18 protein-coding genes and 2 tRNA genes are annotated in these 25,629 nt (G+C 56.0%); 9 read left to right on the top strand and 11 right to left on the bottom strand.

The annotated features are described in order from the left end of the window. Complete coding sequence (locus ACR0NZ_RS14715) at positions 1–765, bottom strand: metallophosphoesterase family protein (RefSeq protein ID WP_480519888.1); 765 nt, start codon at positions 763–765, stop codon at positions 1–3. 181 nt (positions 766–946) lie between these two features. Here ACR0NZ_RS14715 and ACR0NZ_RS14710 point away from each other — a divergent pair, with 181 nt between their 5' ends. Continuing rightward, on the top strand, positions 947–1,960 hold the full coding sequence (locus ACR0NZ_RS14710) for an NAD-dependent epimerase/dehydratase family protein (protein ID WP_480519886.1): 1,014 nt from the start codon (positions 947–949) through the stop codon (positions 1,958–1,960). Positions 1,961–2,014: 54 nt separating this feature from the next. On the opposite strand, the gene nqrF is transcribed toward ACR0NZ_RS14710, so the two are convergent. The 6 genes from nqrF to ACR0NZ_RS14680 are packed head-to-tail and all read right to left on the bottom strand — an operon-like array spanning position 2,015 to position 7,878. After that, positions 2,015–3,238: an NADH:ubiquinone reductase (Na(+)-transporting) subunit F gene (gene nqrF / locus ACR0NZ_RS14705; protein WP_480519884.1), complete on the bottom strand. Its 1,224-nt coding sequence runs from the start codon at positions 3,236–3,238 to the stop codon at positions 2,015–2,017. Positions 3,239–3,251: 13 nt separating this feature from the next. Beyond that, positions 3,252–3,860, bottom strand: coding sequence for an NADH:ubiquinone reductase (Na(+)-transporting) subunit E (gene nqrE / locus ACR0NZ_RS14700; RefSeq protein WP_209507136.1), 609 nt, complete (start codon positions 3,858–3,860; stop codon positions 3,252–3,254). After that, a complete protein-coding gene (locus ACR0NZ_RS14695) occupies positions 3,860–4,513 on the bottom strand; it encodes an NADH:ubiquinone reductase (Na(+)-transporting) subunit D (protein ID WP_480477172.1) in 654 nt (217 codons plus the stop codon). The genes nqrE and ACR0NZ_RS14695 overlap by 1 nt, the downstream gene beginning before the upstream one ends. After that, the gene (locus tag ACR0NZ_RS14690; RefSeq protein ID WP_480519882.1) at positions 4,513–5,328 is read right to left on the bottom strand and encodes a Na(+)-translocating NADH-quinone reductase subunit C; all 816 of its coding nucleotides are present in this window, start codon (positions 5,326–5,328) and stop codon (positions 4,513–4,515) included. Before ACR0NZ_RS14690 ends, ACR0NZ_RS14695 begins: the two co-directional genes overlap by 1 nt. Further along, positions 5,321–6,529 carry an NADH:ubiquinone reductase (Na(+)-transporting) subunit B gene (locus tag ACR0NZ_RS14685; RefSeq protein WP_480477168.1) on the bottom strand — a complete coding sequence of 403 codons (1,209 nt, stop codon included), beginning with the start codon at positions 6,527–6,529 and terminating at the stop codon, positions 5,321–5,323. Before ACR0NZ_RS14685 ends, ACR0NZ_RS14690 begins: the two co-directional genes overlap by 8 nt. Positions 6,530–6,534: 5 nt before the next feature. Then, positions 6,535–7,878: a Na(+)-translocating NADH-quinone reductase subunit A gene (locus ACR0NZ_RS14680; RefSeq protein ID WP_480519880.1), complete on the bottom strand. Its 1,344-nt coding sequence runs from the start codon at positions 7,876–7,878 to the stop codon at positions 6,535–6,537. A 297-nt stretch (positions 7,879–8,175) separates the two neighbouring features. On the opposite strand from ACR0NZ_RS14680, the gene ACR0NZ_RS14675 reads away from it, so the two are divergent. Both ACR0NZ_RS14675 and ACR0NZ_RS14670 read left to right on the top strand, forming a co-directional pair. After that, positions 8,176–9,291, top strand: a complete 1,116-nt coding sequence (locus ACR0NZ_RS14675) for a THUMP domain-containing class I SAM-dependent RNA methyltransferase (RefSeq protein ID WP_480519878.1) — start codon at positions 8,176–8,178, stop codon at positions 9,289–9,291. Between the two features lie 118 nt (positions 9,292–9,409). Further along, positions 9,410–9,486: transfer RNA gene (locus ACR0NZ_RS14670), tRNA-Pro, on the top strand. A gap of 285 nt (positions 9,487–9,771) precedes the next feature. Here the strand turns inward: ACR0NZ_RS14670 and ACR0NZ_RS14665 are convergent. The 3 genes from ACR0NZ_RS14665 to ACR0NZ_RS14655 form a co-directional block, all read right to left on the bottom strand. Beyond that, positions 9,772–10,668 carry an EamA family transporter gene (locus ACR0NZ_RS14665; RefSeq protein ID WP_480519876.1) on the bottom strand — a complete coding sequence of 299 codons (897 nt, stop codon included), beginning with the start codon at positions 10,666–10,668 and terminating at the stop codon, positions 9,772–9,774. A 58-nt stretch (positions 10,669–10,726) separates the two neighbouring features. Continuing rightward, positions 10,727–11,350 (bottom strand): NAD(P)H:quinone oxidoreductase, encoded by a 624-nt coding sequence (gene wrbA / locus ACR0NZ_RS14660; RefSeq protein WP_480519874.1) that lies wholly within the window; start codon positions 11,348–11,350, stop codon positions 10,727–10,729. A 106-nt stretch (positions 11,351–11,456) separates the two neighbouring features. Continuing rightward, the gene (locus ACR0NZ_RS14655; protein ID WP_480519872.1) at positions 11,457–12,344 is read right to left on the bottom strand and encodes a LysR family transcriptional regulator; all 888 of its coding nucleotides are present in this window, start codon (positions 12,342–12,344) and stop codon (positions 11,457–11,459) included. Between the two features lie 303 nt (positions 12,345–12,647). On the opposite strand from ACR0NZ_RS14655, the gene ACR0NZ_RS14650 reads away from it, so the two are divergent. The 5 genes from ACR0NZ_RS14650 to ACR0NZ_RS14630 all read left to right on the top strand — a co-directional run bounded on the left by ACR0NZ_RS14650 (position 12,648) and on the right by ACR0NZ_RS14630 (position 23,730). After that, positions 12,648–14,537: a caspase family protein gene (locus ACR0NZ_RS14650; RefSeq protein WP_480519870.1), complete on the top strand. Its 1,890-nt coding sequence runs from the start codon at positions 12,648–12,650 to the stop codon at positions 14,535–14,537. Continuing rightward, positions 14,531–15,469 (top strand): alpha/beta hydrolase family protein, encoded by a 939-nt coding sequence (locus ACR0NZ_RS14645; protein ID WP_480519868.1) that lies wholly within the window; start codon positions 14,531–14,533, stop codon positions 15,467–15,469. The genes ACR0NZ_RS14650 and ACR0NZ_RS14645 overlap by 7 nt, the downstream gene beginning before the upstream one ends. 851 nt (positions 15,470–16,320) lie before the next feature. Continuing rightward, the gene (locus ACR0NZ_RS14640) at positions 16,321–21,438 is read left to right on the top strand and encodes a RecQ family ATP-dependent DNA helicase (RefSeq protein ID WP_480519866.1); all 5,118 of its coding nucleotides are present in this window, start codon (positions 16,321–16,323) and stop codon (positions 21,436–21,438) included. Positions 21,439–21,781: 343 nt separating this feature from the next. Next, entirely contained in the window at positions 21,782–22,516 is a 735-nt protein-coding gene (locus ACR0NZ_RS14635; protein WP_480519971.1) for a metallophosphoesterase family protein, read from the top strand. 197 nt (positions 22,517–22,713) lie between these two features. Beyond that, positions 22,714–23,730 carry a nucleotidyltransferase family protein gene (locus tag ACR0NZ_RS14630; protein ID WP_480519864.1) on the top strand — a complete coding sequence of 339 codons (1,017 nt, stop codon included), beginning with the start codon at positions 22,714–22,716 and terminating at the stop codon, positions 23,728–23,730. A gap of 553 nt (positions 23,731–24,283) precedes the next feature. On the opposite strand, the gene ACR0NZ_RS14625 is transcribed toward ACR0NZ_RS14630, so the two are convergent. Continuing rightward, positions 24,284–24,368, bottom strand: a tRNA-Leu gene (locus tag ACR0NZ_RS14625). Positions 24,369–25,205: 837 nt separating this feature from the next. On the opposite strand from ACR0NZ_RS14625, the gene ACR0NZ_RS14620 reads away from it, so the two are divergent. After that, on the top strand, positions 25,206–25,628 hold the full coding sequence (locus ACR0NZ_RS14620; RefSeq protein WP_480519862.1) for a hypothetical protein: 423 nt from the start codon (positions 25,206–25,208) through the stop codon (positions 25,626–25,628). Position 25,629: the final 1 nt, after the last annotated feature.

Here is a 25,629-nt window from a genome sequence, read left to right as displayed (position 1 = left end):
TCAACCGGTTGAAAGAAACCCGATGCTACCGCCGTCTATTTCAACGGCAGTTAATCTGCCCGAGGCAAAGGCACCGGTATCAATCGACACAACCCGGTTTTTAACCCGGGGTTGGTTTACAATTGTATGACCGTGTACAACCCATTGCGCGTCGCTGCGTGCAAGCCGTGGAAACATCGGATGACCCCATAGACAGATTTGGCGATCCTGGGATTGAATGGATTGCCGCGGATCAAGCGCCGCGTGGACAAAGGTGACGTTGCCGCTGGTCCAGGTCAGCGGCAGATTTGCAAGCCAGTCCAGCAAGCTGTCGCCCATCTTATGCCGCAGACGCTCTGCCAGTTCAGGCAGATGCTTGCCACCGTCCAACTCGTCGGGACATTCGAGACCGAAAGATGCCAAAGTTTCCGCTCCTCCGTTATGAAACCAAAGCCTGGCGTATCGTTCCGGGTCGTTTGCAAATTGCAGCAGCATCTCTTCGTGATTGCCAAGCAGGCATTGCACCCGCCCGTCTGACGCTTCACTCAGGTGATGCAAATGCCGCAGTACCTGCGCGCTGTATGCCCCCCGGTCGATGTAATCGCCCAGAAAAACCAGCGGGCTTTGATCGTCGAGTCGTGGCAAAACCGCCTGAAGCAGATCAAGACGACCGTGAATATCGCCGACAGCTGTCACTTTTTCTGCTGGTGCCACGTCGCATGGCATCGCATTGGAGCTTTCCCTCGCCGCGGATTGGAACCGCCGTCTGATCCAGTCTTTCATCATGGCATTTGATCCCTACCCGCCCCGCTCGGTGGTCGCAATCAACAACTGTTTGAATAGGCAAAGTGTTGACCACGAGCCTTAGATTGTCCGATATGCCCGCAGGATGTTCGCAAGCAGTTGATCTGATGATAGGATCAGCCTTCCAGCCAGCGATGAATTTGCAGTGAGTTCTGAGGGTTTTATGAAACGAGTATTGATTACAGGTTCTGCCGGGTTCATCGGATTCCATCTGGCCAAGTTGCTTTTGGCAGAAGGGTTTCAGGTACACGGCTACGACGGGATGACCGACTATTATGATGTGACCCTGAAACAGCGTCGACATCAGATACTGCTTCAAACCTCAGGATTTACGGCAACTGAAGACCGTTTGGAAAACTTTGATCGGCTTGTGCAGGTCGCTGAGGAGTTTCAGCCCGATGTCATCGTACATCTGGCCGCGCAGGCTGGCGTGCGGCACAGCCTTGAATATCCCCGCAGCTATATCGAGTCGAACGTTGTGGGCACGTTCAATGTGATGGAAATTGCGCGTCAGCATAAGGTGGAACATCTTTTGATGGCGTCGACCTCATCGATCTACGGTGCAAACGAAGACATGCCGTTCATCGAAACAGAAAAAGCCGACACCCAACTGACGATCTATTCCGCCACCAAAAAGGCGAATGAGGCGATGGGGCATTCCTATGCCCATCTGTGGGATTTGCCGACCACGATGTTTCGGTTTTTCACCGTTTACGGCACTTGGGGGCGCCCCGATCTGGCCTATTTCAAGTTCGTCGCTGCAATACTGGATGGCAGACCAATAGACATCTACAATCATGGCGATATGTATCGCGACTTCACGCATGTAGAAGACCTTGTGCGCGGGATCAGGTTGCTGATCGATGTTCCACCGGTTCGCCCGATCAGCCGCGCGGATATCGAAGACGGTGACAGCTTGTCGCCAGTTGCACCGTACCGCATCGTCAACATTGGCAACGGAGACAAGGTGCGTCTGATGGATTTCATAGAAGCCATCGAAGAGGCTGTTGGCCAGAAAGCGGTCAAAAACTTCATGCCAATGCAGATGGGCGATGTTCATGCCACCTGGGCTGACAATCGGCTGTTGCAGCAGCTGACGAATTATCGCCCGCAGACCGACTTGAAGGACGGCATTGCCCAATTCGTCGCCTGGTATCGGGACTATTACGGAAAATAGGTCGACCTGGTGCCGGAATGAAAAAACCGGCGCACTCAGCGCCGGTTTCATTATTTACCCGCCAAAATCGTCGAGCATGATATCTTCTCGATCCACGCCCAGATCCAGCAGCATGTTGATAACCGACTGGTTCATGATTGGCGGTCCACACATGTAGTATTCGCAATCCTCAGGTGCCGGGTGGTTCTTGAGGTATTCTTCGAACAGAACGTTGTGGATGAAGCCGGTATAGCCTTTCCATTCATCCTCGGGCTGGGCGTCTGACAGAGCGACGTGCCATTCGAAATTTTCGAACTCTTCCGCCAGCTGATCGAAGTCCTCGACAAAGAACATCTCTTTCTTGGATCGTGCGCCGTACCAAAAACTGATCTTGCGGTCGCGGTTCTCAAGGCGTTTGAGCTGGTCAAAGATGTGGCTGCGCATCGGTGCCATGCCGGCGCCACCACCGATGAAGACCATTTCCTTCTTGGTTTCACGCGCGAAAAACTCGCCAAATGGACCCGAAATAGTAACTTTATCGCCCGGCTTCAGGTTGAAGATGTAGGACGACATCTGGCCCGGCGGAATTCCTTCTGAGCCCGGAGGCGGTGAAGCTACCCGGACGTTAAGCATGATCATGCCCTTTTCATCCGGATAGTTGGCCATCGAATAGGCGCGTTCGATCGGTTGTGTCACAACCGACTCATATTGCCACAGATTGAAGCGATCCCAATCCTCGCGGTATTCTTCCTGCACGTCGAAATCGGTGTATTTCAACTGATGAGCGGGCGCTTCGATCTGGATGTAGCCCCCGGCACGGAATTTCACGTCCTCTCCTTCGGGCAGGTCCAGAGTAAGGGCCTTGATAAAGGTCGCAACGTTGTCGTTCGAGCGAACGGTGCATTCCCATTTCTTGACGCCGAAGACCTCTTCTGGAACTTCGATTTCCATGTCCTGCTTGACCGCCACCTGACAGGACAGACGGTCGCCACAGGAGGCTTCGCGCTTTGTAATGTGACTTTCTTCGGTCGGCAGGATCGAACCGCCACCCGAATGCACTTTCACGCGGCACTGGGCACAGGTACCACCACCACCGCAGGCTGACGGAACAAACAGTTTTTCGGCCGCCAATGTTTGCAGCAGTTTGCCACCCGCCGGAACCGAGATAGTCTTTTCACCGTTGATGGTGATGTTGACGTTGCCGGTTGACACCAACTTTGACCGAGCAGCCATAATGATGGCCACCAGCGCCAGAACAATCAGGGTGAACAGGACAACGCCGAGCGAAAAGGTTTCCATTCTCTCGCCCCCCTTACAGTTTCACGCCTGAGAAGGACATAAAGGCCATCGCCATCAGCCCGGCGGTGATAAAGGTGATGCCCAGCCCCTGAAGCCCGTCCGGCACATCCGAGTATTTGAGCTTTTCGCGCACGCCCGCCATCGCGGTGATCGCCAACGCCCAACCGAAGCCGGATGAGATGCCATAGGTGGTCGCCTCGGCAAAGTTATAATCCCGTTCGACCATGAACAGCGAACCACCTAGAATGGCACAGTTCACAGTGATCAAAGGCAGGAAGATCCCCAGCGCGTTGTAGAGCGGCGGGAAATACTTATCGAGAATCATTTCGAGGATCTGAACCATCGCTGCGATCACGCCGATATAGGAAATCAGCCCGAGAAAGGTCAAATCCACATCCGGGAACCCGGCCCATGCCAATGCGCCCGGTTTCAGCAGGAAGGACAGCAACAGGTTGTTGGCGGGCACGGTGATGGCCTGCACCACCATGACCGATATTCCCAGGCCGATGGCAGTCGAAATCTTTTTCGACACGGCGATGAAGGTACACATGCCAAGGAAAAAGCTGAGCGCAAGGTTTTCGATAAAGACGGCCTTCACGGCCAGAGAGATAAGCCCTTCCATCAGTGCGCCTCTACCTGCTGGATTTTGTATTCACGTTCTTCGACCTGGTTCGGCTTCCACGTGCGGAAAGCCCAGATCAGCAGGCCGATCACAAAGAACGCCGACGGCGGCAGCAGCAACAGGCCGTTGGGTACGTACCAACCGCCATTATTGACCGTTTGCAGGATTGTCACGCCAAACAGGCTGCCCGATCCAAACAACTCCCGGATGATGCCCACCAGCATCAGGATCAGGCCATAGCCCATGCCGTTGCCAAAACCGTCGATGAACGACGCTACCGGCGGGTTTTTCATGGCGAATGCCTCGGCTCGGCCCATAACGATACAGTTGGTGATAATCAGGCCGACAAACACCGACAGGGTCTTGGAAATCTGAAAGGCATAAGCCTTGAGGATCTGATCCACCAAAATCACTAGCGAGGCGATGATCACCATCTGCACGATGATCCGGATCGAGCCCGGGATCTGGTTGCGCAAAATCGAAATGAACATCGACGAAAACGCAGTCACAAAGGTCACCGCCAGCGCCATGACAAAGGCCACCTGCAACGACGAAGTCACCGCCAAAGCTGAACAGATGCCCAGCACCTGCAGGGTGATCGGGTTGTTGTCGACAAGGGGGTCGACCAACAGCTCTTTCTTGGTCTGCGACATCAGATCTCTCCTGCTTGCAGCTTGGCCAGGAACGGAGCGTAACCCGCGTCACCCATCCAGAATCTCACCAGGTTGTCGACACCGACAGTGGTCAGGGTCGCACCTGCCAGGGCGTCGATGTAATAGTCGGGCCCGGCCGCAGGCTGCGACTTGGCGACGGTGATCTGCAACACTCCCGCGTCGTCGCGCAGCTTCTTGCCGTTCCACAACGTCTTCCAGCGCGGGTTGTCCACCTCAGCACCCAAACCCGGTGTCTCACCATGCTGATAGAATTGCAGGCCGAAAATGTCGTTGCCGTTCTTTTCCAGCGCGATGAAGCCGTAGAGCGTAGACCACAACCCATAGCCATGCAGCGGCAGGATCACCTTGTCCAACGCTCCGCTGTCGTCGCGCAGCAGATAGATGACCCGATACTTTGCCTTGCGACCAATGCCTGCGGGATCGTCGTCAAGCGCGACGCTCAGGTCCGGATCGCCGGCAGCGGCCAAATCGTCAAAGGTGGCCGGCTCGAACTGATCGTCCACAAAATCGCCCGTTGCCAGGTCCAGCACATGCGGCTCGAATGCGGCAAATGCTTCGGTGACATTGACGCCGGGTTCATACACCCCCGCCACCTGCAGGATATTTACCTGCTTGTCCTTCAGCTTGTTGGCCTCCTGCACCGGGCGCAGGCTGACCGCGGCGGCCGACACGATCATCGAGGCAACGAGACAGACCGCGACAGCAATAAAGATCGTTTTGCCAACTGAATCTGGTGAGGCCGCCAGAAACCGGGCAATCGCGCCCTTGCGTTCAGGGGATTGCGTATCAGACATGGCGACGCGCCCTCCGTTTGATGTTGGCCTGAACGACAAAATAATCGATCAGCGGTGCAAAGACGTTGCCGAACAGTATGGCCAGCATCATACCTTCGGGAAAGGCTGGGTTGATCACACGTATTAACACAACCATGACACCAATCAGGGCGCCATAGACATAGCGACCGGCATTGGTGTGGCTGGCCGAGACCGGCTCGGTCACCATGAAAGCCAGACCAAAGGCGTAACCACCCAATACGACATGCCAGTACCAGGGCATAGCGAACATCGGGTTCGTCTCGGACCCGATCAGGTTCAGCAGCCAGGTGAACGCAATTGTGCCTGCCAGACATCCCACAATCAGCCGATAGTTGGCGATCTTGGTGATCAGCAGGAAGGCTAGACCGATGATGCAGGCCAGCGTCGAGGTTTCCCCTATACTGCCTTGGATGGTGCCATAAAACGCGCTCCACCAGGTGATACCGTCAGCGGCCAGCGCCTGATAGCCTTCGGCAGCCGACACAGCCAGAGCCGTCGCACCGGAAAACCCGTCGACCGGGGTCCACACGGCATCGCCCGACATCTGCGCGGGATAGGCAAAATACAAAAACGCCCGCCCCACCAAGGCAGGGTTGAGGAAGTTCTTACCAGTGCCGCCGAAAACCTCTTTGCCGATCACGACACCAAAAATAATTCCCAGGGCAACCTGCCACAGAGGCGTAGTTGCTGGCATGATCAGGGCGTAAAGCATCGAAGTGACAAGAAAGCCTTCATTCACCTCATGCCCGCGGACCGTTGCGAAAATGACCTCGAAAATACCGCCTGCCACCAACGTGACGACATAGATCGGCAGGAAGTACATGAGCCCGTGCATGACATTAGCAAAGATGCTGTCCGGACTAAGCGAAATGCCAAAAACCTGAAGAATTGCAATTCGCCAGCCGGTTGCCGACTCTGGGCCAAGCGCGGCAATGGCCGAATTTGCCTGATAACCGGTGTTCCACATTCCCCACAGGATGCAAGGAATAGTGGCAATCACGACATATGTCATGATCCGCTTCATATCTACATAAGACCGCGCATGAGGAGCAACGGTGGTTACGGTTTTCGGAGTGTAGATGAAGCTTTCCACCATCTCGTAGATCGGAAAAAGCTTCTCGTACTTGCCGCCCTTGGTAAAGTTCGGCTCGATCCGGTCAAAGAAGTTACGCAATCCCATTCGGATCAGCCCTCCTTTTCAATCTTGTTCAGGCAGTCGCGCAGTGCCAGCCCGTATTCGTATTTCGCCGGACAGGCAAAGCCCACAAGGCCCAGATCCTCTTCGTCCAGTTCAAGCGCACCCAGTGCCTGAGCTGTATCCGTATCCATCACCAGCAAGGCCCGAAGCAATTGTGTGGGCAGGTAATCCTGCGGCATCAGCTCTTCGAACACGCCTGTCGGCACCATCGCGCGGCGGCCACCGTTCAGGTTGGACGTGAAAGCATAGAGTTTTCTGGAAAAGGCCGAGCCCAATACAGGCTGGACGGAAAACTTGGAAGGCATTGGTCGGATCCAGCCCATCGGAATCTGATCGTGATCCTCTCGGATGATACAGATTTGACGGGCAAACCGCCCCAGATATGCGGTCGGCCCGTCGGCATGTTTACCCGACAGGATCGAACCCGAGATAATGCGGGGAGTTCCGTCCACATTTACCTCATCCCGTGTCAAGTCGTCCGTGGAGGCGCCCATCACGGTGCGGATCAAGCGCGGCTGACGCGCACCGGGTCCGGTCAAGGCGATCACAACACTCGGGTCCAGATGCCCGGTCTGCATTAAGCGACCAATCGCGATGACGTCTTGATAACCGATGGTCCAGACCTGCTTTTCCCCTGCAATCGGTTCGAGGAAGTGAATATGGGTTCCTGCCAGGCCCGATGGATGTGGACCGGAAAACGCTGCGGCCTCGACACCAGCAACATCCGCGCCGGGGATCGTGTCGCCTTGTTTCTGGCAAAGATAGGTCTTGCCTTCGGCCAGCTTGCTGACCGCTGCCATTCCAGCGGCAAAGGCTTCGGGTGCCTCGGCAATGATCGTGGCGGCATCAGCCGCCAAAGGGTCACTGTCCATGGCTGTCACGAAAATCGCGTTCGGTTTGGCACCGGGTTCCGGCATTTTCGAATAAGGTCGCGTGCGGAATGAGGTCCACAGTCCAGCGGCGCACAGTTTTGCAGTGACGCCTTCGGCGCTATGCGCATCGCCCACGCTCGAAAAAACCAAGCCCGTGTCATTGGCGTCGGACACTTCGATGACGACGCTCTGCAACACCCTGCGGGCACCCCGGTTGATGGCAACAATCTTGCCAGTCACCGGTGCGACCATCATCGCGTCAGGCGCATCTTTGTGACAAAAGAGCGGTGTACCCCGCTCGACACTATCACCTTCCTGCACCAGCATCTTAGGTTTCAGGCCAATGTAATCCCCACCCAGAACGCCAACGGTCGAGTATTCCGGACCCGGATGAATGGTTTGGTCGGGAGCGCCTTCTACCGGCAGGTCCAACCCTTTTTTCAGTTTGAAAGTTTGCATGCCGCTACGTTCTTCCAAGCCTCTTTCCTGCGCCAGCCTTGCTGACACCCTTACGGGGTCATGCAATAACGCGGTTTTTTCAGGTGCCCATCGCAAAAGCGTCAGATTGGGTCCAAATTCCGCAGGCGTAATTCTGATCACGGACCCTTTACGCGCGGATGCCCGTAAACGCAAACCTGTTACCGCCAAAAGTTAAGTTCAAACCGCAAAATCTTGGAGTTTTTCCATTAAGCTGGCTAAAAAAACTGCCCAAAATTGCGTGTCGCGCTCGCTGAGCTTCCAGTGTAAGCAACCGGAATGGAAAAAGACACAGACTTCGAAATCTTTCTTGTAGCCACTCCGGGTCTTGAAGCCCCCCTCGGTGCCGAGGCGCAATCCAACGGATTCGCTCAGGTCAAAACGATGCCTGGGGGTGTCACCTGCCGTGGCTCATGGACCGAGGTCTGGCGCGCCAACCTGACCTTGCGCGGCGCAAATAAGGTCCTGGTGCGTCTGGGCAGTTTTCCAGCCGTGCATCTGGCCCAATTGGACAAACGCGCGCGCAAATTTCCGTGGGGCGAGTTCCTGCGGCCCAATGTTCCGGTCAAAGTCGAGGCCACCAGCCGCAAATCCAGAATTTATCACGCCGGTGCTGCGCGGCAGAGAATTGAGCATGCGATATCAGAAACTCTGGGTGTTCCGATATCTTCCGACGCCGAAATCAGGATCTTGCTGAGAATCGAAAAAGACATCTGCACCATATCGGTCGACAGTTCGGGAGAGCTTTTGCACAAGCGCGGCCACAAAGAGGCAATTGCCAAAGCGCCAATGCGCGAAACGATGGCAGCCATGTTTCTACGAGACTGCGGGTTTAGCGGCACTGAACCGGTGTTGGACCCGATGTGCGGCTCGGGTACTTTCGTGATCGAAGCCGCCGAGATTGCCCTAGGGCTGCACCCCGGTCGGACCCGCAGCTTTGCGTTCGAAAATCTGGCGGGCTTCGACCCTGACCGCTGGCAAGACATGCGCAGCGAGTCAAACGTCGCTGAATGTTCTCTTACATTCTGCGGCTCAGACCGCAACGCCGGAGCAATCGAAGCCGCGACAGCCAATGCAGAGAGAGCGCAGGTAAACGCCAATACTCGATTTCAACAGCTTTCCGTCAGTGACATCAAACCCCCTGCGGGACCCGCCGGGCTGGTCATTGTGAACCCTCCCTACGGGGCGCGAATTGGAGATGAAAAGCGTCTGCGCTCTGTCTACGGCGTCTTGGGTAAGTCTCTGATGACCCGGTTTCGCGGATGGCGTGTCGGGGTGGTCACCAGCGCCCCGGCCCTGGCTCGGGCGACCCGTCTGCCTTTTCTGGCACCCGGTCCGGTGGTAGACCACGGAGGCACCAAGATCCGTCTGTACAAAACGAATCCGCTGCCATGAGAGTCGCGTGGCCTGCTTAGCCCATCCGATACCGGTTCAAAGACGGAAGATTCAGATGACCGCTTCTCAAAATCCTCTTGCGCATCGGAAAAGCCCCGTATAGATCACCCGCCACGGTCGGAGTGTAGCTCAGCCTGGTAGAGCACTGTCTTCGGGAGGCAGGGGCCGGAGGTTCGAATCCTCTCACTCCGACCAGTAAAACAAGGCGCCCGAGGGCGCCTTTGTTGTTTTCAAGACAGTGATCCGAGGTTCGTTGAACCTGAGCATTAGTCGAACTCCAAGGCATTGGCAGCTCTACGTAGGTGCTCGGGGCTATAGCGTGCATAAACGGACGCGGTGATCCGAGAGTCTGAATGACCGAGAAACTGAGCGATCTCATCCATCGGAGTCTGGTTTTACGACATGAAAGCGGACGGCTATTCACTGGACGACAAGCGCACGCCACTGTTGGAAGCGGGGAAACTGGGCCCGCTGTACCCATCAAGCAGATCCAGCTGTTGCTGGTCTCCATTTTTTCACACCCGAATTGTCCCTTCGATTCACGCTCTGGCCGACCACAACAGAGCCAATAACTATGGCTGCTCCTATGGACTGAGTGAAGCTAAGCGTTTGTCCCAAGTATACCCAGCCGAGCACGACAGCTGTAAAAGGACTCATCATGCCGAGCATCGAAACTGCACTGGGCTCCAAGCGCGCTATGCCACGAAACCAAAGAGCATAGGTTGCTGCAGCACCAATCAACCCAAGCCAAACAAGGCCGGCGACGTTTGTCGCACTGAGCGCAGGTAGAGGCGGCTCAAGGAACAGTGCGACTGGCAGCAGTATCAAACCACCGGCTGTTAATTGCCACGCTGTGAAACTCAGCGCCGAGACTGGAGGTTGCCATTTCCGGCTGAGAACAGTGCCAGCAGCCATTGACGCGGCTCCTCCCAAACCCGCTGCTATACCGATCCAATCAAGTTGTGCTTCTGGTCCGATCAGCAGCAGCGATACACCGATTACGCCAGTCGCGGCGGCGCCGAGCGCACCAAGTCGGATTGGGGTTCCCAGCCATCCCCAAGCCATCAAAATCACGATCATTGCTTGCAACGATCCCAGGGTGGCGGCCACACCACCAGGTAACCTATACGCAGCAACGAAGAGGAGCACCCAGAACAGAGCGAAATTGAGGCTGCCTAAGACGAAAGTTCGACCGAGCCATTCGCGTGGTGGAACGCAGCGCGTCAATGCAAGCAACAATAAACCAGCAGGCAGAGCTCGTAACGCTGCCAGGGTAATCGGATAGCCAGCCGGGAGCGCTTCCGTAGTTACCAGATAAGTGCTTCCCCATACCGCTGGGGCGAGTGAAGTGAGCAGAATATCGGTTGAGCGTGACATGGTATGTCTCCCGGCCAAGGCGTTTGAGAATTTGAGTGAGACGTCAGAGGCGCGCGGGTTAAGCTGCTTCCGCTTGGAGGTTTGATCCAACGAGGCACGCTGCAATCCTTGCAACATGAGCGCCCTGGAACCGCGCTCCGGCAAGGTCAGTTTCGGTAGGCGTGCGGGAACCATCAGCACCGGCGATCGTTCCGGCACCATATGGTGCGCCGCCAATGATTTCTTCTGATGTAGTCTGGCCAGCAAAGGTGTAGGGCATTCCGGCAATCAGCATCCCAAAGTGTTGAAGCGGGACTTGCGTTGTCAGAAGGGTCGCCTCATGGCCACCGTGTTGCGAACCTGTTGATGCAAAAACCGCTCCGACCTTACCAACCAGTGCGTTCCTGGCCCAAAGCCCTCCAGCCTGGTCAAGGAAGGACTTTATTTGGCCAGCCATCATGCCAAATCGGGTCGGTGTTCCTAAAATTATGGCATCATAGTTTTCCAGATCTGCCGGCAAGGCGACAGGCGTATCATCCACGACATAGCCAGCCTGCTGGCGGACTTCCTCAGGGACAGTTTCGGGCACACGCCGAACGTCAACTTCAGTGCCCGGAACACTTCTGGCGCCTTCAGCTTCGGCATCGGCCAATGTGCGGACGTGGCCATAGCTTGAATAGTAGAGAACGAGAATACGTGACATAGGATACCTCTCAGGGCTGCGACTTGTTCCCTGAGAGAATGGAATTTGTTGCGCCGCCAATTAAGTCGCGCTCTTTGACATCACTCTTTACCTGTATTGAATAATGTCAGGACCTGAGAGCCGGGCGCAGATGATCAAGAAAGGCTGTAACCTTTGCGTCCATTCCCAAGCGAGATGCTGTAACGGCGAATACTTCCGGCGCGGGCAGTTCGTGGTCAGGAAGAACTCGCACCAAGGCCCCGCTGACTTCGGGAGCATCAGAGACGAACTCGGGCAGAGTCCCGATACCTTGCCCCGCTATCAGCAGATCCCGCAAAACGAGGCTGTTGCCGACGCGCACGCGCGGATCAAGCTCTAATGTTGTGACATCTTCGGCGGCCGAGAGCTTCCAGCTCGTCAAATGATCAGCAAGCAAAAAGCCGATGATCGCGTGGTTTTTCAGATCCACCGGCTGGGTCGGCGTCCCGCATCGCTCCAAATAGTCTGGAGACGCAAATATTCTTTGCCGCATCACGCCGATCCGTTGGGCAACTAGTGCCGAATCCGGCATGGCAGCACGGATACGTATTGATAGATCGAACCCGCCCTCGACCATATCGATCACCTTGTCGTCCATCGAAAGAGTAAATCGCAGATCTGGATAGGTTTCCAAGAACTCTGGAAGCATCGGTGCGATAACGGTTTGGCCGAAGGAACTTGACGCATTCACCCGAAGGTGTCCACGCATCGCTTTTGCACCTTCTCTAATGGTCTGTTCCGTTTTTTCGACCGCGTCGAGAATTTCAATTGCATCTTGGTAATAGAGACTGCCGGTGTCAGTCAGTGACATGGATCGGGTCGTTCTGGTGAGGAGGACGGTTCCCAGACTTTCTTCCAGAAGCTTGATTTCTCTGCTGAGAAGCGCAGGAGAAACACCAAGGTCTTCCGCCGCACGGGCAAAGCTACCGCGTTCAACGATACGGCGAAAAGCTTGCATGACTGACAGTTTGTCCAACTCCAGGCCCCCGAACAATTTTTTTTGAGCCGCCCAATTGGGCGTAACGAACTGCAAGTTATACAACTGCGCCCTTGGTGCGAAAGGGCGACGCGCCTAGTTTGATGAGACTAGTTTTTGAAGGATCGCTATAGATGCGGTAAAGCGAATAATACGATCAATGGAGCTTCTTTCCTGATGGTAACGTCAGAAGCTGCCTCATGATGCGGCGCAACTTGTCAGATTGCCGGTTGTGTATTTTGTTGCCAAATTATGATAATTTACTGATCTATTGAGTTAATTGTTTGCTGGAAAGTTCCTGCTGTGTCTCATAGGCGCTTTATTGGTCGTAGACATTTCATTGCTGGCAGCGCAACACTTTTTGGTGGTCTTGCTGCTCGCGCGCTGCATGGACAGCCAATACCTGCAGGCCTACGTCGCGTGGCCATTTGTATCGGGATTGATTCCTATGAGGACGGCTTAATCTCGCTGCGCGCCGCTGTTAAGGGCGCACAGGATATGTCGGAACTTTTGAGCAATGAAGGTTTCGAAGTAACACGGCTCTTGGGCAACGGCCGCGACACTGACAAAATGGTCACCGGCCAAATGGTTTTTAATGCCGTCGACCGGGCTGTAATGGACGGTAATGTGGGTCAGTTGGTGATCTACTTCTCCGGACACGGTGTTCTGACAGGCCAGACGGAATACTGGTTGCTGTCAGGCGCGCCTCGAAGCTCTAGCGAAGCGATCGCAGTCTGGCCCACCGCGGGCCGAGCACGTAATTCGGGTATATTTAACGTCGTCTTTATTTCCGATGCGTGCCGGTCACCGGCTAAGACATGGGGAACGAACCAACTCGGCAACTATAACATTTTTCCCGGTGACGTTCCTCGCGGGCGCAGTGACGTCGACGTATTTTACGCTACTGGCACAGGTGATGAGGCGGTCGAGATGTCATTGGAAGAGCGTGCGGGCGCTTATGAGGGCGTCTATACGTCAGCGTTCTTGAAAGCCTTTAGAGAACCGTTACCCGGCATGGTTGTAACTCTTCCCGATGGTCGCCGTGTGGTGCCTAATAAGCGTCTGAAAGCGTTTCTGCTCAATGAAGTTCGCGAGGCATTACGTGATCGTCCACGCTACACTCAGACGCCGGATGCATGGCTATCAGCTGATGAGCCTGTATATATAGCTCAGGTGCATCAAAACTGGTCTTCTACAGCACCATATTCAGTCTGCGACGGATCAAACCCTCCAAATTGCAGACAAGTGATACCGCCAAGTGCTTCGACTTTGCCCGAACCAAAGAGGATTTCCCTACCGGCGGCAATTCAGTCCGGCATTGAGAACGCCACACGTGGAGACGATCCATTTCCGTCGCTTCAGAATGCGGATCCGGGTGAAGCCACACTGGAGGCAGCCGCTCTCGTTGACAGATCGGTCTCCCAGCAACGGGAAGACACTGTCTTAGATTTCCCTGGCGTTGTTGTTTATGGCGACAAAATTGCGGAGGTGAAGGGACTTGGCGCAGACACCCAATTATCTGGTGATGAAGGTCAAGGGCCAGACCTGTTGAAGGTTTTTTTCAATCGTCCTGGCGCTTCGGTTGTCGTGCGTTTCTATAGTGGCACAGGCACCATCCTGCCAGTGCTGAGTCAGTTCAGCACGCACGTAGTTCTAGGGGAATCTGGCATTAGCGACATTCGCTTTAATCCGCTTGGTCTGAGTATTGAAGACGACTACCTACTGTATTTGCGCGCGTTGTCGGCGGAGGCGACCCGAGCGGGTGTTCTTCGCTTTGAAGGTAGCGCGGAGGAACGCCGCGATGCTGCGGCCAAATTTGCCGGCACTGTTCGAATGGGCAAGGGCACCGACCCGACTCTGGGGCTTTTCGCGACTTATGCGTATGCGAACGCATTAATTCCAGAGGGCGCGCGCTCGGTTCACCAAATTATGCGAGAGGATCTGAATGTTGATCTATTCGACACGGCATTCCTTTCTGGGCAGCTCGATGAAACCTGTGGCAATAGTAGTCTACTGCCACCGTTCCCGATGCTGAGGCAAGGTTGGGAACTGCTTGAGCCATTTGGAGTTAGTTTGCATCCATCACTTGTCGAAACTCGACCCAATTTGACAGAAGCGCTTTGGACAACGTTTGATGAGGAAGGCACGTCTCGGCTTTTGAGCTTAGCATCTGAAGGAGTGTTGCCATGCTGACCCGTCGTGGTGCCATGATTGCCACTGGTGCCGCTTTAGCTATGCCCTATGTCGCTCGCGCTGCGACCTCTTTGCGAATAGTGATGATCCACGGTCGCGCTCAAGAGGGGCGCGATCCGGACGAAATCTATGTGGAATGGACCCGAGCGCTGGCGGCAGGCGCCGCCGCCGCCGGGCATGATTTGCCCGACACGCTTGATATAGCTTTACCATTTTACGGCGATAAACTTGACGCGTTGACTCAGGCCTATGAAATGCCGCTGGCTCACGAGATCACGACCAAGGGCGATGCGCTGCAGGACCGCTACATTGCTTTCCAAGCTGAGGTCGCGGACGACATAAGGCGCAAGGCAGGCATAACAGATGCTGAAGTCAATGCGATTTATGGCGATAACCCTCGCCCCAAAGGGCCGCTAAACTGGGAATGGGTGCAAGCCATGATTGGGGCGATAGACGCCTGGAGTGGAGACAGCAGTCAATTTGTTATCGAACTAATGATGCGCGATGTTTTCCTTTACACGACGGCGCCAGCCATCCGGAGCGCAGTGAATGAAATTGTTCTGGAGGCGTTCGACGATCGGCCCACCGTGGTGATCGCTCATTCTCTGGGCTCGGTCGTGGCGTATGATCTTCTACGTTATGCAACCGCGCCAGAAGTGCCCTTGCTAATCACGGTCGGTTCGCCGCTTGGTATTAATGCAATTCGCCGCGAAATCCAGCCCGTGCTGCACCCTTCTACGGTGGAGAATTGGCTGAACGGATATGACGAACGTGACGTGGTCGCTCTCTTTCCGCTGGATCAAGACAACTTTGCTGTGACACCGCCGATCGTGAACATAAATGATTTGCGGAACCAGACGGACAACCGGCACGGTATCTCAGGTTACCTGGACAAGCCAGGTATTGCGGGGCCCGTTGCCGCGATGTTCTGAAACTTAGACGTTCTAACCTAAGGCGATTGTATATTTGACAAACCAGCCGGGAATTAGCTGCGGTGCCAGGCGTCCCGCATCACTGCCTTGTCTGTGGCCCTTGGACATTTGAAGGAACCTAGGCTGCAATGGGACAAAGAACGAGTGTTGGCGGGCGCGACTGCCGGACCTCCTCCTTACGATCAGCTTCCACAGTCCTTTACGCTCTAATTTGCAGCCAATCCGTCACATCGCTCACTTATCGGCGTCTCAAACACTCTCACTCACCTACGAGCCGCCTGTGTCATTCGGGGGCGTGCGCGCTCTAGGTCAGTGTATTCCGTATCTAGGGGCAATCGTCGGTTTCTGCTCTCCGGAGTAGCTCAATAGCTTTGCTGGCCTGATCCTGTGTGTTTGCTCTCTATGAAGTTTATGCTCAGGCTTACTGTGCGCTGGCCTGAATGCTGTCCGTGTTCTTTTGTGAATCAGGGGTTAGCTGGCCTGTGTATCGCTGCTGTTTGAGCGTTTCAGGCCTGTGTTTGGATATCTGTTTTCCAGATAGCCATGTTTTTTTTGGGTTTGCTTCGATCAAAGGTTTACATCTTGGTCTGAAAAAGTGGATTCCGGGTGAAATCTGTCAACTTAATGTAAACTTAGTGTAAACCTTTTGGGCTGATTTGGGGTGTCTGAGAGGTCGAAAGGTTTACATTCCGTCGACCCCGTGAGGGCGGACGTAAACCTTTGTCAACTTTATGCAACCTCTGAGGTTGCGCGAAATCCACATTACGCAGAGCAATCTGGAACGCATCTTCTTTTTTTTCGGCAATCCGGTAGCTATCAGAAAGAATAGAAAAAAGAGAATATGGCGAGCAATGATAACGAACGGTCAGGCGGAAATTTCGCGCTTTCTTGCGCGCTGCGTTTCGATTGATCTGGAGGTTGATCCTACCTCCGCCCGAATATTCGCGTTCGCCGCCACAACGCTTGAGGACTCCCGGCCAGCCTTGGTCGAAAAGAACGCCTCAACCACATCACTGTCGCAGCTCGGCGGCTATTGCGACGGGTTCGACCATGTTCTTGGTCACAACATACTGCGTCATGACCTGCATTACCTCGCCGCTGCCGCGCCCAATTTCGCGGCCTTGGCTGAAGCGCCAATCGACACGCTCTGGCTCAACCCCTTGGCCTTCCCGCGCAACCCCTATCACCACCTCGTCAAGCACTACCACGACGGGCGGCTGCAATCGGGCCATGTCAACGACCCCGAAGAAGACGCTCGTCTGGTGTTCAATGTGCTGCAGGACCAGATCGAAGCGTTTGGAAAGCTCAAGACAGCAGCACCTGACGCGCTGACCGCCTATCATTTCCTCACGAACCGCCTGCCTCGCAGTGGAGGTTTTGATGCATTGTTCGACCATGTGCGCGGCACTCGCAAGCCCGATGAACGTGACGCCTTTGCTGCAATCCGTCGCCTCCTGGAAGGGCAGGTGTGTGTGCATCGTCTGAAACAAACCCTCGAACGGTTGGAAAACCCCAACCTGGCGTGGCCCATGGCCTATGCTCTTTCGTGGATTTCCGTAGCGGGTGGCGACAGTGTCATGCCGCCCTGGGTCCGCATGCAGTTCCGCGAGGCTTCGCTGATCGTGCGTCACCTTCGAGAGACCGCCTGCGACGATGCCTCATGCCAATGGTGTGTCGAGAACAACGATCCCAAACGCGCCCTGGACCGCTGGTTTGGGTTTCCTTCCTTCCGCCCCGAACCCATGGACGAATTCGGCCAGCCACTTCAGGAACGCATCGTCGCCGACGCGATGGCAGGCAAAAGCGTTCTGGGGATCCTGCCCACCGGCACCGGCAAGTCCGTCTGTTATCAAATTCCTGCCCTGTCGCGGTTCGACAAAACCGGTGCGCTGACCATCGTTATCTCGCCCCTTGTCGCGCTCATGGCAGATCAGGTGCAGGGGCTTGCGAGAGTCGGCATATCCTCGGCCGTCACGATCAATGGGCTTCTGTCCTTGCCCGAACGGCACGACGCGCTGGACAAGGTGCGACTGGGTGATGCCGCGATCCTGTTGATTTCGCCAGAACAGCTTCGCAGCACCTCGGTTCGCAGCGTTCTTGCTCAACGCGAGATCGGGCTTTGGGTGCTGGACGAGGCACATTGCATTTCGAAATGGGGGCATGATTTCCGACCCGACTATCGTTACGTCAGCCGGTTCATCAAAGAAAGCTCTGACGAAGCCCCGGCTCCGATCCTCTGCCTGACCGCCACTGCCAAACCCGAGGTGGTGCGCGATATACGGGAGCACTTCAAAACACGGCTGGATCTGGACCTTACCCTGCTTGACGGGGGCGCCTCGCGGACGAACCTCTCTTTTTCGGTGCGCGAAACGCAGCGTTCGACCAAATTGGCAGACATACTGGATGCGATCGAAGAGGGCTTGCCGGCATCTGGGGTCTCGGGCGCCGTGGTCTACTGCGCGACCCGCAGCGCGACGGAACGCGTGGCCGAGTTCCTGAAACAACAGGGTGTCAGCGCCGAACGGTTCCACGCTGGTCTCCCTCCCGAAGAAAAGCGCGAGATCCAGGAACAGTTTCGCCTCGGCGAGTTGCGCGTGATCGCGGCCACGAATGCCTTTGGCATGGGCATCGACAAGCCCGACATCCGCTTGGTGGTGCACGGAGATGTGCCAGGGTCCTTGGAAAACTACATGCAGGAGGCAGGCCGGGCCGGACGCGATCGCGATCCCGCCAACTGCGTGCTCTTGTTCAACAACGAAGATGTCGAGAAACAGTTCAGCCTTTCCGCCCGCTCTCGCCTTGCGCGGCATGAGATCGGCGCGATCCTCAAGGCACTCCGCCGGCTCGATGTGCGCACGCGAGACGAAGGCAGAATCGTCGCCACGCCGGGTGAAATCGTGCGCGAAGAAAAAGATCGTGAGTTTCAGCGCGAAAGCACCACCGACGACACACGCGTCAAGACTGCCATCGCCTGGCTCGAGGAGGCTAGCCTGCTACGGCGCGAAGAGAACAATGTTCAGGTCTATCCTGCCTCGCTCCTTGTGCGCGACCTGGAGACGGCAGCCGCGATACTTGGAAAGGCTGACATCTCCGGCGCACGGCGCAAACAGTTTCTGGCAATCCTTCGCCATATCGTAAACGCGCCCGTCGGTGAAGGCGTTTCCACCGACAGTTTGGCCGGCGCAAGCGGGCTCTCCACCGCTGCGTTGCGCAAAGCGCTGACCGATCTGGAGGCGCTCGGGCTTGCCAGCGACGACACCAACATCACCATCTTCGTGCATTCTGGCGTGGCCGATGCCTCACAGGCGCGGCTGGAACAGGCCGCGCGGCTTGAAGAAGACCTGATCGCCCTGATGCGCGAAATGGCCCCCGACGCCGATCAGACCGAACCGATACCCCTCAACCTGTCCGCCGCCTGCCAGGAATTGCGACACCGCGGTCATGGCGAGGTGCGTCCCGATCTTGTCGAGGCTCTGGTGCGTGGCATGGCACAGGATGGGCGTGACATGGAGGGGGGTCGGGGCAACTTGTCCTTACGCAAATCGGCACGTGGAAGCATCCTTGTGCGGCTTCAGCGGTCGTGGAACGTGATCGCACAAACTGCGGAGTTGCGCCGTCAGGGCGCGCAGCGCCTGCTGTCGCATCTTCTGTCGCTTGTTCCCAAAGGCACACGCGGCAAAGACATTCAAGTTGAAACCACGCTTGGTGCGATGCTGTCGGCCATCACAGGCGACACCTTGTTGCGCAGCGCCGTGAAAGACCCGAACCGCCTAATGGACCGGGCACTTCTGTGGCAGCACGAACAGCAGGTGCTCACGCTGGGTCGCGGACTCTCTGTCTTCCGCCCTGCCATGACGATGCATCTAAGCCCCAAGGGGGGTGGTTTCACCGTCCAGCATTTCGCCCCACTTGAGGAGCACTACACCGAGCAGACCATCCAGACCCATGTGATGGCTGCCTATGCGGAAAAGGGGCTGGAAAACATCGGGACGGCGCAGCGTCTGGCAGATGACTATTTCGTGCTGGAACAGGACGCCTTCATGCGCCGATGGATGCCTGGACGCGGGACCGAGTTCCGCCGTCAGGCCACTGGTGCCACCTACAAAGCCATTGTCGACGATCTGGGCAACCCGGTGCAGCAGCAGATCGTGCGCGACGACCGCGAGCAAACCAACGTGCTGGTCTTGGCAGGTCCAGGTTCGGGCAAGACGCGCGTTCTGGTCCACCGCATTGCCTATCTTCTTCGGATCAAGCGCGAGGATCCGCGCGGCATCCTCGTTCTGGCCTACAACCGCCATGCCGCCGCTGAAATCCGTGAACGCTTGCGCCGCTTGGTCGGGGATGATGCGGCATTCGTCACCGTCTCGACTGTGCATTCGTTAGCGATGCGACTGGTCGGCGCCAGTTTCACTGGCAAGCAAGCGAATGAAAATCCCGATTTCAAAGGCCTGTTGCAACAGGCCAGCGCCTTGCTGCGCGGCGATGGCCTGGGCAAACAAGAGGCCGAAGCACTGCGCGAGACGCTGATACAAGGCTATCGCTGGATCTTGGTCGACGAGTATCAGGATATCGGACCCGACGAATATGCGCTGATCGCCGCCGTTGCGGGGCGCACGCTGGACGATCCAGACCTGCGGCTCAGTCTCTTTGCAGTGGGTGATGACGACCAGAACATTTATGCGTTCTCAGGCGCCTCGATCCGTTACATCCGCCAGTTCGAACAGGAATACGCCGCAAAGCCTACATACTTGACCGAGAATTACCGCTCCACCGGCCACATCATCGCCACAGCCAATGCGGTGATCGCGGGGGCAGCAGCACGCATGAAACTGGGTCATGACATCACCGTGGACCACGCCCGGACAAAGGCTGACCCCGGCGGCGCGCTGACCAAATGGGACCCGGTCGCGCAAGGCCGCGTGCAGATCCTGGAATGCCCTACCGGGAATGACGCTCAGGCAATGGCCGCGCTTGATGAGCTGGTTCGTCTATCTCGTCTGATCCCCGATTGGACCTGGTCACGTGCCGCGATCATCTCACGTGACTGGCGCAAGTTGATACCGGTGCGCGATTTTGCCGAAAGCCTTGGCATCCCGGTAGAAATGGCCAACGAAAACCTGCCCGGCCTTTGGCGTATGCGCGAGATGCAGGCCTTTGTCGCGGCGCTGCGAGAGACACCGACCGAGCTTTACTCGCTGGAACAACTGACAGACGTCCTGAATACCCTCCCGCCCACGCGATGGACCGATCGTATCGGCGAAGGCCTGGGTCTTTTGGCGCGCGAGGTTGGCGCACGCAGCCTTCCCGTCCCCGACCTAATCGAATGGTTCGCCGAATGGGCGCGCGACAGCTGGGGCGCGCAGCGGGGGTTGAAACTGTTAACAGCACACCGCGCAAAAGGGTTGGAGTTTGACGATGTAATCATCCTCGACGGAGGGTGGGAACGCCCTTCGCGAGCCGAAGATCAGGACGCCCCTCGCCGCCTGTTCTATGTAGCCATGACCCGTGCACGCCGCAGTCTTGCGGTGATGAGCAACGACAATCACGAATACCTACCTACTCGCGCTCCTTCGGTTCTGATCCGCCGTGTGACGCCATACCTGGCTTCCTTGCCCGGCCCCCGCCGCTATTATTTGGCGGCCGAAGCGCGAATGGTCGACTTGTCCTATGCAGGCCGCCAGCGCCCCGGCCACAAATGTCTTGATGCAATTAACGAGGCGCGCGTCGGTGATCCGTTGTCATTGGCAAAGGAAGGCGACCACTGGCTCTTGCGTGACGGAAAAGGGCGCATGCTTGGCCGCATGTCCAAGGCCTTTGCTCCGCCCCCGAACACACGCTTTGAGCGCGGCGAAATCGCAGCCATTCTAGCATGGCGCAAAGAAGACGCGGCCGAAGCCTTTCATTACACACTACGTCGGGATGCATGGGAGGTGGTCATACCAGAGCTCGTTTTCACCGTGACGAATTAGGGCATTACTAGCAACCTCGCAGTATCCAAGGGGATCTGGCGAAGCGCAGCACCGCGGCCATTCCTCACTACCGCTCCACCACCTACATCCATCAAGCCCTTCGAGGCTCACAGAGGCGCCGCAGGAGCTGCACCCGACGCAAGGTAGGCCTAGGGTCGCTATCGTTGCTCACCTCGCGCAGGAAGCGCAGCCAGGCGCGCTCGTTGGGGGTCAGATCTTCATCCCGGTCGCCCATGTTGCCTACCTCCCGAAGATCGCCTTGATCGCAGCGTGTGACCTGGTGGCCAGCCGGGGATCGGTGTTGTTGGAAGCCTCGCGGATCGCCTGAACCACATTCAGGCGGATTGTCGATCTGTGCGTGTCTGAAGATGTCCAGGCGCTGCTGATTGCCGGCGACCTGTATGACGGCAGTCAAACATCAATGAAAACTGCTCGTTTCCTCGCTCTAGAGATGGAGCGCCTAGACGCAGCGGGCATTCCGGTTTTCATTATCCGCGGCAACCACGATGCGGCGTCCAAAATCACGCGTGAGCTAGTCTTGCCGGAAAACGTGACGGTGTTCCCGGGCAAAGCACAGGTCGTCGAGACTGACTGGAACGATCATTCAGTTGCTGTTCACGGTGTTTCATTTCGTGACCCCCATGCACCCGACACTCTGTTGAACCGTTTTGGGCCACCAGTGATGGGGGCTTTCAATATAGGAATGCTACACACGTCCCTCGGCGGAGCACAGGGGCATGATCCATATGCACCTTGCACGCTGGCTGAACTTCAAGCGACCGGGTTCGACTATTGGGCGCTGGGGCACATCCACCGGCGGACCATTCACACCGGCACGACAACTGTAGTCATGCCCGGAATACCGCAGGGTCGCGACATCGGCGAGGCCGGGAACAAGTCGGTTTCGCTGGTTTCGGTGGCCGACGACGGTTTGATCGCAGCAGAGGAACGGCACCTCGCGATGGCGCAGTTCGAACGGCTCTCGGTGGAATGCCACCTATTGTCTGACTGGCCATTGCCGATGACATCATGGAAAGCTTCGACGACGACCGCACCGCCGAGGCCTTCGGCCTGCTAGCTGAGATGAGTAAAAGCGGCCAGGTGATCTACCTGACTCATCACGCGCATCTCTGCGACATCGCGAGAAAAATATGCCCATCTGTGTGTATTCACGAGTTACAGGGCTAAAAGCGTGGTGTTCAACATCTTTATTTTTTGTTGAACATACGTTATGTTCAACAAAAATAAAATCCGTTGAGCACAGTGGAAGCCAAGATGTTCACGCGCCATTCATCCACAGCACATGCCGCTTATCACGATCTCCTGCGTTCACTGCGAGACGATTCCGTTTCGGACATCCGGGGCACCCCCACACGAGTCGAACGCAACGACAGGACCTACTGGTATGACACCTACCGGGTCGGTTCCGATGTCAAAAAGCACTACTTGGGAGAGGATTGTGAGGAACTGCGCGGCAGGCTGGAACAGCACAAAACTTTGAAAGCCCAACAAGAAGACCGCCGCCGCAACCGGGCGCGCCTCGTGCGGCTCCTAAGAGCAGAAGGTTTCCTGGGTCTGGACGCTGCCACGGGCAGCCTGCTCTCTGCGATGGCAACGTCCGGCGTATTTCGTCTAGGCGGCACCATAGTGGGGACGCACGCCTTCCGCCTTTACGAAGGTGAATTGGGTGTGCGTTTCGACATGGATATGACCGCTCACACGGATGACATCGACATCGCCAGCTTTTCCAGGTTGTCGCTGGTGCTGGAGGACACTGCATCACCACCGCTGGAAGATGTGTTCCGCGATTTCGACTTCATGGCGCAGCCCAGTCTCACGGCCGGACGCACCTGGCGTTGGAAACAGACACGAGGCGACACGCTGATAGAATTCCTCACTCCATCATTTGGTGAGGATGAGGATGTGCGCGAACTGCCCGCTTTGGGAGTGGATGCGCAAGGACTGCACCATCTGAACTACCTCATCGCGGAGCCAATCAACGCTGCTGTAACCTACCGGAGTGGCGTTTTGGTGCAAATCCCGCAACCAGAACGCTATGCCATCCACAAGTTGATCGTCGCGGACCGTCGCCGTCCCGGTGAAAATGCCCTCAAAGCAGAAAAGGACAGACGACAGGCCGCGTTTCTAATAGAGGTGCTTTCTCAGGATCGGCCGGATGAATTGAATGACGCCTACGAAGATGCACTCTCTCGTGGCCCCAAGTGGCGTTCTAGGATTGAGGCCAGCCTGGACCGCATGCCGAAAACGCAGCGGCTGCTAGGGGAACTGTAGGATTAACGCGCATGTAGACAGTGCTCTTAGGTTCAATGAACCTGTCTTGCCGTGTCTTAGTTGGTTTGCTTGGTTAAATCGCCTGAAAAACAGGGCTCCTTTGACCAAAAATCAATAACTTGGCCACCTGCACCGATCTTCGGGAGGCAGGGGCCGGAGGTTCGAATCCTCTCACTCCGACCAGTAAAACAAGGCGCCCGAGGGCGTCTTTTTTAGCAGATCGACCGCAACAATATCCGCAACGCTTCGTCTGCTGGATGTACTTGGCTCTGTCGCAATCTACATCCACAACATACGGCAGAAGCAACTCGTATCTTCCAGTCTTGATCCCTGCGATATTCTTAACCTCTTCTGGACATATTGACCGATAAGGAAAGCCCGATTCACCAGTGGAAAAGATGCACACCTTTGAGGGCACCAGAGGTGCGCGATTGGATCGAAGGCAGGGAATCCAGCAGCGATTGAACATGGGGGCCAACTGGGGGCCAACTGGGGGCTAAAGCCTAATAGAATTTATAAATACTTATATTTTCAAAACTTTAGTTGATCAAAATGGTGCGGGTGGAGGGACTTGAACCCCCACGCCTTGCGGCGCCAGAACCTAAATCTGGTGCGTCTACCAATTTCGCCACACCCGCAACTCAGCGCCGCAGCGCTGGAATGAAGCGGTCAATAACAAAGCTTGCTTCCGAGCGCGAGAGGTAAAATACACGTATCGCCAAGTTTGTAGATCCTCTGATGAGATATTGAGCAACCACGGTACCTCATGAAAACGTATAGCCCTAAGAGACTTGTCAGTGGAAAACTGATGGGAACATCAGTGGCCGTGAAACCCGATATCCTGAGGGACAAAGACCACGCAATTTTGGAAGAGCTGTTCATTCCTGCCGAAGTTTAGATTTCGACCCAGATAGCCTGCGAAATATCTCGTTTACGTTGACCAAAGGCCAAAAAGACAAGCTGACAGCCTGTTGCTAGATCACCAATAGCGAATATAGAAATCATCCTTCACTGCCCTCACATGCTCATAATTGAATCCTTGGGACGAAGCGCGGGATTACCCACCCCGACACCCCAGGAAACGCATCTGCGACCCTTTCAAACTCAGAGAGAGACTTCAGGTTTCTGAAATAACAAGAATGGCTTACTCGGCTGTGGTGCCCTTCACGGCCACACAGATTATCGAATGACCTGTACCGTCAAGTGCAAGCAATTGTGTTCCGCCGGTCCCCGCTCGGTTTCACACTGTAGGTGCCGAGTGGCGCTTGCGTCATAGGCATTCCCGCGCAGGTTGAGGCATTCTCAAGAGCGCTCCACCACAAAGCTGCCACATTTCAAACGCCAAAAAATCTTATTCACGTCAAAATAAGACCGCCTTGAAGGGTCTTGTTGTTTAGCAGGAGTTAATGAGTCTTTTTTGCCACTTTGGCGCCGGTACGAGTTTCCTGCTCAACTCCAGTACAAGGTTTACTGCTGTGACCGATCTGAATCCCTCCGCTACTGCCGAGCAAGAGGCTGTCTTCTTTGCTCGTGAAAGCTTTCTTGGCGAACTCAAGATCCTGAACCGGGACCATCCGAACACGGGCTTTGGGATTTCGCTCCGAACCCATTCCGGAGACCACTACCTGCTGGCCAATGCGCGTATGCCATTGCCCGCGGTCAAATCCGAGGGTTTCCCGACCGGACGCCGCGTTGCGTGCCTTGAAAACGGCGATCGCTTCAGCTCGATCGAGGTGCTGGCTGATGCCAAGGCTTACGAAACCATCAGCCCGCGCGCCGAGGCTGACATTTTGGGCAACGCTTTGGACCTGATCGCACGTATCGACACCCTGACAGGAATTCCAACGGGCCGTCCTTCGCTTGAACCCCGCATCGCTGCTACGGGAACCGGAGGTTAAG

It is taken from the genome of Ruegeria sp. AE3, from assembly GCF_056542225.1.
This window is presented reverse-complemented; position numbering and strand designations above follow the sequence as displayed.